Raw genomic sequence first — 7592 nt, forward strand, 5'->3', positions numbered from 1 at the left:
CGGGACAGTGTCGAAAAGTCTGGAACTAACAAATCAATTTTCATCAATCGGACCACAGAGCGCATTAATCCTTGCGTCTGCCGCAACGCCAGGGCATACACGCTACGCAGTGTCAGCCACGCCTCAATGGCCAAATCAGAATACTTGCGTTGCCCTCCGCGAGTGGTCCGGCGCTGCGCTGACCACTCCTTCCCAATCTCACGGTTGACCCAGATCGTCAAATCACCACGATTACGAAGACTTTCGTTATAGGCCCGCCAGTTCGTGACACGATATTTCTTCTAGTCAAATTTGTGACGACGGCTGGCGTTGAATTTGTGGGGCATCGGATAGCTTTATGAAGACGAACAAGCCTTCTAATTACAGACACTGAGCGACCCCTGCAACAAGGCCTACTCACGCATTGCGTGGGCGATCTGATCGACCATTGGCTTCATGATGTATGAGATCACCGTGCGGTTTTCTGTCTGAATGAACGCCTCAACCGGCATGCCCGGCACCAGATTTTTACCACCCAGTTTGTCCAGCTGATCTTCTGAGATTGTCAGCTCAGCCATATAGAAGCTGAGACCGGTTTTGGGGTCTTCCAATAGATCAGGTGAGATCGTCTTCACCTGAGCTGTCAGCTCGGGTGTTGTGCGCTGATCAAAGCTTGGCAGGCGGATCGTTGCTTCCTGGTTGGGTGTCAACTGATCCACATCGATTGGCTGCACCTGCGCTTCAATCACCAGAACGTCTTCGCGTGGCACAACTTGCATCATCACCTCACCGGGAGCGATAACACCGCCGATGGTGTGAATGGTCAGGTCGTGCACTGTGCCTGACTGAGGTGATTTAATTTCCATGCGCATCAGCTGGTCCTGTGCAGCGATCTTCTTTTCTTCAAGCTGGGCAACCTCTGCCCGGACTTGCTGAAGCTGTTCCAGTGTCTTTGTCAGCACATCTTCTTCGATCTGCATGATCTGAATATTGCGTTCTGCGATGGCTTCTTCTGTCTTAGCGACCTGAGCTATGAAGTCCCCATATTCACCCTGAAGCTTGGTTTTTTCGCGCTTGAGGGCTGTGACACGGGACTCTGTGACCAGTCTTTTGGCCAGCAACTTGTTGAGGTCTTCCAATTCACCGTCGATCAAGCTGATTTCAATTTCTTTGGCATCTCTTTGCTGAGACAGTCCATCAATTTGCTTTCTATACTGCTGAATCTGAGCACGCATCTGGTCCTGTCGGCCACGCAGGTTTTTGGTCTTCGCGACCATCATCCGGCGTTGGCCTTCCTGAATGGTATTCAGGACCTGAGAATGCGCATCATCTGCAGCTCGTGTCGGGAAGAGGATTTCTTCTTCACCGTCTCGTTCCGCAACCAAGCGGGCTTCCTGCGAGTAGAGATTGTCGAGCTGTTTGGTCACAACAGCAAGGTTGGCGCGGGTCACCGTGTCATCAAGGCGGAGCAGGGTGTCTCCCGCATCAACGGTATCCCCATCAGTCACCATGATGGAGCGGACAATGCCGCCTTCCATGTGCTGCACATTCTTGGTGTTGGTTTCAACGACAATGGTACCGGGAGCAATAATTGCGCCGCGGATTTCCATCAGGCCGCCCCAGAGGCCTACGCCTCCAACAAGGATAACAACCAGAAGACCAGCGCAGATCAGATGGAATCTAATGCTACCCTTGATCTGCTTGTCACTTTCAGAATGATTATACATTATGCTGCTCCTCGTTTGGCAGGAGCTTTAATTGCTGCTTTTTGCGGGACTTGCTGAGTTTGAACCGGGGTTACAAGTTGCTTCATAACCTCATCTCGCGGACCAAAGGCAGCTTGTCGGCCATCATTGAGCACGAGTACCTTATTAACCGCCGCAATCGCACTTGGACGGTGGGCAATCACGATGACGATCTTACCCCGGCCCCGCATCAGTTTGATCGCATGGCTCAGACAGGCTTCACCTTCAGAATCCAGGTTGGAATTGGGCTCATCCAGAACGATGAGGAAAGGCTCACCATACATGGCACGGGCGAGGGCGATGCGCTGACGCTGGCCGCCAGATAAGGCATAGCCACCACTGCCGATAATCGTGTTGTAACCATCCGGCAGGCCTGTGATGAATTCATGGATACTGGCAATTTTCGCGGCTTCGATGACGTCATCAGGATTTACGTCTTCCTTGAAGCGGGAAATGTTCTCCGCAACCGTGCCATCAAACAATTGAATGTCCTGCGGCAAGAAGCCAACAAATTCACCGATGCGCTCCGACGTCCATTGATCAAGCTCTGAGCCATCAAACCGGATTGACCCTGTCAGCGCATTGGTGATGCCGACAATCGAGCGAGACAATGTTGACTTGCCAGAACCGGACTTGCCAATCACGCCAAGGCCTTCGCCAGCTGCAAGACTAAACGAGATGCCTTGCACGATTGGCTGACGGATACCAACCGGACCACATGCCACACTGTCCAGATCAATCTTCTGATGCGGAAGGGGTAGCTCCATCACGTTGTTGGTGTCATCTTTATTTTCGACTACCTTGCGCAAACGGGCGAGGCCTTGTCGGGCTGCCAGAAAACCTTTCCATTGGGAAACAGCTTGCTCAACGGGAGCTAAAGCACGGGAAGACATGATTGAAGAGGCAATCATGACACCAGAGGTGACCTCTTGCTGGATGACCAACCATGCGCCCATGCCAAGCATGGCGGACTGCAAAATGAAGCGGAAGGTTTTGACGGCTGTTGCGAAAAAGGCAGCTCGGTCACCTGCTTTGCGTTGCTTGACCAAGTAGGCATCATTGCCCTTGTGCCATCTGTTCTTCATCGTCTCCATCATGCCCATTGCCTGAATGACTTCAGCATTGGAACGACTGGCTTCAACAATAGCAGAGCGGCGGTTTGTTTCAGCTGCAGCCTCGCTTGAAGGTCTGCGGGAGGTAAGTTCATTCAATCCAACCAGCGCACAAATGACCAACGCACCACCGATTGCCATCATGCCAAGATAGGGATGGAAGAGGTACACGATACCGAAATAGAGTGGCATCCACGGCAAGTCGAAGATGGCGGCAGGGCCTGGGCCTGAAAGGAAACTGCGCACCTGATCCAGATCCTGAACCGGGCGCATCTTTGCGCCTTTGGGGCCGAGAATAAGCGGTAGGCTCGTTGAGATTTCGTAGGAAACACCAGAGAGCTGGGCATCTACACGTTGCCCAAGACGGGACAAAACACGACTGCGAAGTGTTTCCAGAATTCCATAGAAAAGGAAAAGGACGCCAACAAGGGTTGCTAAAACGACAAGCGTTGGGACCGACCCACTCGCCAGCACGCGGTCATAGACCTGCAGCATAAAGAGTGGTCCTGTCAGCATCAAAATATTCAACAGCATGCTGACGCCACCAATTCCAACCAGTGCGGACCTTAGAGATCTGAATGCACTGGTGATTACAGATTCTTTCTGTCGTTGGCTGCCGGGCATAAGCTTTTCTCTCAATTGCTTCGGGAATTAAAGCAAGAAACCCCCTCCCGGTAATGACCGGGAGGGAGCAGTTCTTTTCGTTAGCTCATCGATCAGATCAAGTTATCGTCCTGATTGACCGAATGCATCTGATCTACAACACCGCCTTCTTCAGTTACGATGGTGTTGAAGTCGTCAGCTTCGAAGTTCTCCGCAGAGAGGTCTTCTACGCTGATGCCGTTCAAGGTGTAGGTGTGACCACCGTTATCCAGAACCTCGATCACAACACTGTTGTTCTCTTCCGTGATCTGAACCTGTGATGCATTCAGATTACCGAAATCAATGGTGTCGGTAGCAGGGTCGAAGTTTGTGATGACTTCTTCTGATGCCCAATCCCAATTGATCTGAACGGTATCGCCTCCGATTGCTCCATTGCCATTGGCCGCAGCTGCAAGAGCTGGTTCAGGAGCATTCTGAGCTTCACGAGGTCCAGTTTCCTGTTCAGCTTCCTGAGCAGAAGCGGCTACTGCATCATCATCTCTGTCATTGGAAGCAGCTGCTTCCTGTGCAGTGGTTGATGCTTCAGGAGCCTCTGGAATGTAGGTAGAGTCTACACTTTCAGCTTCGGACTGAGTTCCCACATCTGCCAGATTGTCAGCATTTGACAGGAAGTCATCAATCTTAGCCTGAGCAGCTGCATCATTTGCGATGATGCTGTTTGCTGTCAGATCAGCTACGACAATGCCAACCAGCAGAAGTGACCGACCACCGTTACCCGGCAGAGTGAACAACACACCATTGTCGGTCTGTTCCACTTCGAACTGGCCGCCGCCAATCCAACCGATGTTCACGGTATCCTGTTCCGGATTGAAGTTTGCGACTTCTTCCTGCTTGCCCCACTGCCAATCCAGTGTGAACTCACGAGGTGAACCATCGCCCGGATCAACAGGGTCAACCGGATCCACTGGATCTACAGGATCTACAGGATCTACAGGATCGACCGGGTCAGGATCTGGGGTTGGGTCTGGGTCCGGAGTTGGGTCGACAGGTGGCTGTGAACCTTCACCGCTGAGCAGATCGAGGATTTCCTGCAATGTAGATGGATCTTTGATGTCGAAGTTATCGGCATTCAGATCCTCAAGGAACACACCTTCCAGCAGGAGGGTTTGTCCGCCATTTGAAGGCAGGGAGATCACGAGACCGTCTTCAGATTCTGTGAAGCTGATCTGGTCTGCACTGATCCAACCAATACTGATCTTATGTTCCGCTGGGTTGAAGTCGGTGATAACGCTGTTTTCACCCCAAGCCCATGTGAACACGACCACTCCATCACCAGGAACCTGACCTGGAGTGCCTGTACCCGGATCAACTGGGTCAACCGGATCGACTGGATCAACCGGGTCAACTGGGTCCGGATCTGGATCAGTTGGATCGACTGGGTCAACCGGATCAGTTGGTCCGAAGTCACCCGGTCTGGTCTGGTGGCCATCCGTTGTGTCGCCAGCTGGCGCTTCCGGAGTCAACAGGCCTTCACGGCTAACGAGGGTCACGTCACCCTGATCAAAGCCGAATGGAACCTCAAGGTTATCTTCCATAACCTGATCGAAGTGGAATTCCAGCTGACCTGGAACCAGATCATCAAGAGAAATGCCTTCGAACAGGAAGCTCTGACCACTTGGCAGAGTAGAGATCAGCAGGCCGTCGTCGGTTTCTTCAACGCTCAGACGCTCACGTGTACCGTAGTACAGGAAGCTGATCTTCATGGATGATGGGTCAAAGTCAGAGATAACTTCGTGTACGCCGTACTCATGAGACCGGATGTAGACTGTGTCGTCTTCGCGAGGGCCCACGCCTTGTTCCCAAGAGACCACGCCACCAAGATCTTGACGGAGGTGTTCATTACCGACCACTCCGAAGTCTGAGATGTCGACATCCTGGAAGGTGACGCCCTGCACGATTTGTGCAGAAGAGCTCCACGGGCTGTCGAGAACAATTTCACCAGCAGGAGACTTGGTCACGATGAGGCCGTGAACAGATGTTCCGCCGAAGTCCAGCTCGTCCCGATCAGGGTCAAAGCCAACGATATCGTCAGCGTTTACGTCAGCGCGGAACTTGGAACCACCTTCATCGGTCGTGCCGGTGACTGTTGGTGGGTTTGAACCGTCGTTGTCGTAAACAAGCTCGTATCCGCCGCCCTGACTTGGGTCTGGCACTTCAACGGTCTCACCAATGGCAGAGACAACTTCATTGAACGCAGACTGGTCTGCGACAGAGAAGTTTGCCAAAGACAGATCGGAGAGTGTCACACCCTGGAAGATGGTGGTGGACATGATGTTACCGAACTGATCAGTGATCACGATGCGGACTGTTTGTCCGAGTGCGTCGCCACTTTCCTCGAAGATTTCAAACTGTTCGCCAGTCACACCTTCCAGAATATGGATCATGTCAGAGGATGGATCGAAGTCTGCGATGACCTGAGACTCACTGTCCAGACCGAGCATATACATGTCGCCAGTATGTCCACCATGCCCATCATCGCCATCGCCTGGATGACCATGACCATCGTCACCATCACCTGGATCAACCGGGTCGACAGGATCTACCGGATCAACAGGATCGGTTGGTTCTTCAGGCTGAGTGTTTCCGCCAACAAGGTCTCTGATCAATTCAGCTGCTGATGCATCCTGAATGGAGAAGTTTGCCAGTGTCAGGTCAGCAAGTGCAACCCCGGCCAGGAGCAGCGTCTGCCCGCCATTGGACGGTATAGAGAAGAGCACACCGTCTGGTGTCTCGGTTACTTCAAGCTGGCCAGCACTGATCCAGTCAACGAAGATCACGCCATCTTCTGTATCGAAGTCGTTGACGACTTCCTGTTCACCATAGGACCATGTGACAACCACATCGGCATCTTCTTTTGGAACACCAACGCCTGGCAGAGTGCCGTTCAGGCCTTCTTCACCAGTCAGACGATCCTGGAAGTAGTCGATTGCTTCATCAACAGTTGGGCTTTCAAAGCCGCCAAATTGCTCAACATACTGCAGAATGGAGGTGCCGTATTCATCCTGAGAAACGTTGCCGCCCTGCAGGAGAGCAAGTGTACCGTATGCGCCACGCAAGTGGGCAGCAGCCAAAATACCCGTCAGTGTGAGGGTTACGCTGACATCCTGACCGTTCTGCTCGTAGGTGAAATCCTGTCCAATAAAGTCGTCCAGTGACTGGCCGCTGTTGGACAATCCATTTTCGATAATCTGAAGATTGAAGCCAAATGCTTCCTGAATGGCAACTTCCTGTGCTTCAGGAGTCATAAACTCTTCTAGTGAGTCGACGCCGTTTTTACCGGTCCAGGTACCATCCCAAGTGTTAGTGGATGCGCCGTTGCCGTAAAAGACATCATCATCATAGTAGCCCAGATCGATAAGCAGAGCTTCACCGAACTGGTAGCCGACGAACCCAAGTGAGTTGGTGGAGCGATAAGACATCGCACTCCATTGGTCGTCGTTCAGATCCCCCCAACTGTCATACTCTGGAAAGAAGTCTTGCACCGGACCGCCTGCCCATTCAGTGAGCTGCCAATCCTGAATTCTGCCGTCGTTGTATCTTTCACGATCCCAACCGGATTCGAAAGCCCGCAATGCGTCACGGAATTCGTCATATGTGCCACGATAGTCCATTGTATTCCCTCAGTTTTTATTGAGAGGTCCCAGACAACTCCGAAATTAAAGGAGCAAGCCGAATTGCTAAGGTCCGGAAGGCTCACCGAGCCGCTCTCGTTAAAAACGAACGCTGATGCGATCGGATTGCAATTTTGATCTTTGCGTTTCCAACAGCGCATTGTTTGCAGCGCATCTGATCGCTTCCGCGTTCGACGAGGCTGATTTTGCTGAAAATTGGGACCAAATTTCGAAAGAAAAATGGAGTATTTATGGTGTTATTAAGTTAACTTTGGCTCCAGCTCCGATTGGTAGTTGGGCAACATGACTTGTGCTCCGATCAGTTACAAACGCCATCGTTTTCCACCCGAAATTATCGCTCACGTTGTTTGGCTCTATCACCGCTTTTCCCTCAGCCTGCGCGAGGTTGAGGAGATGCTGCTGGAGCGCGGCATAACCCTGTCCTATGAAACCATCCGCAAGTGGGGGATCAAGTTTGGTCC

At 52.1% G+C, this 7592-nt stretch carries 4 protein-coding genes and 1 pseudogene; 1 reads left to right on the top strand and 4 read right to left on the bottom strand.

The features are described from left to right. From BMZ51_RS22635 to BMZ51_RS22650, 4 genes are all read right to left on the bottom strand, one after another. A partial coding sequence (locus BMZ51_RS22635) for a transposase (RefSeq protein WP_175485059.1) occupies positions 1-221 on the bottom strand: 221 nt, incomplete at its 3' end. Between the two features lie 171 nt (positions 222-392). Next, positions 393-1706: an HlyD family type I secretion periplasmic adaptor subunit gene (locus BMZ51_RS22640; protein WP_068008953.1), complete on the bottom strand. Its 1314-nt coding sequence runs from the start codon at positions 1704-1706 to the stop codon at positions 393-395. Next, on the bottom strand, positions 1706-3460 hold the full coding sequence (locus tag BMZ51_RS22645; protein WP_068008956.1) for a type I secretion system permease/ATPase: 1755 nt from the start codon (positions 3458-3460) through the stop codon (positions 1706-1708). Before BMZ51_RS22645 ends, BMZ51_RS22640 begins: the two co-directional genes overlap by 1 nt. A 92-nt stretch (positions 3461-3552) precedes the next feature. After that, positions 3553-7110 carry a 1,4-beta-glucanase gene (locus tag BMZ51_RS22650; RefSeq protein ID WP_068008957.1) on the bottom strand — a complete coding sequence of 1186 codons (3558 nt, stop codon included), beginning with the start codon at positions 7108-7110 and terminating at the stop codon, positions 3553-3555. A gap of 303 nt (positions 7111-7413) precedes the next feature. On the opposite strand from BMZ51_RS22650, the pseudogene BMZ51_RS22660 reads away from it, so the two are divergent. Then, positions 7414-7592: pseudogene (locus BMZ51_RS22660) on the top strand (IS6 family transposase); the annotation flags it as partial.

The sequence above is a fragment of the Pseudovibrio axinellae genome, assembly GCF_900110875.1.
GTDB lineage: Bacteria > Pseudomonadota > Alphaproteobacteria > Rhizobiales > Stappiaceae > Pseudovibrio > Pseudovibrio axinellae.

Bases quoted from the DNA above. Each gene is read 5' to 3' on its own strand.
- BMZ51_RS22645 (WP_068008956.1), bottom strand. From the start codon at position 3,460: ATGCCCGGCAGCCAACGACAGAAAGAATCTGTAATCACCAGTGCATTC.
- BMZ51_RS22640 (WP_068008953.1), bottom strand. From the start codon at position 1,706: ATGTATAATCATTCTGAAAGTGACAAGCAGATCAAGGGTAGCATTAGA.
- BMZ51_RS22650 (WP_068008957.1), bottom strand. From the start codon at position 7,110: ATGGACTATCGTGGCACATATGACGAATTCCGTGACGCATTGCGGGCT.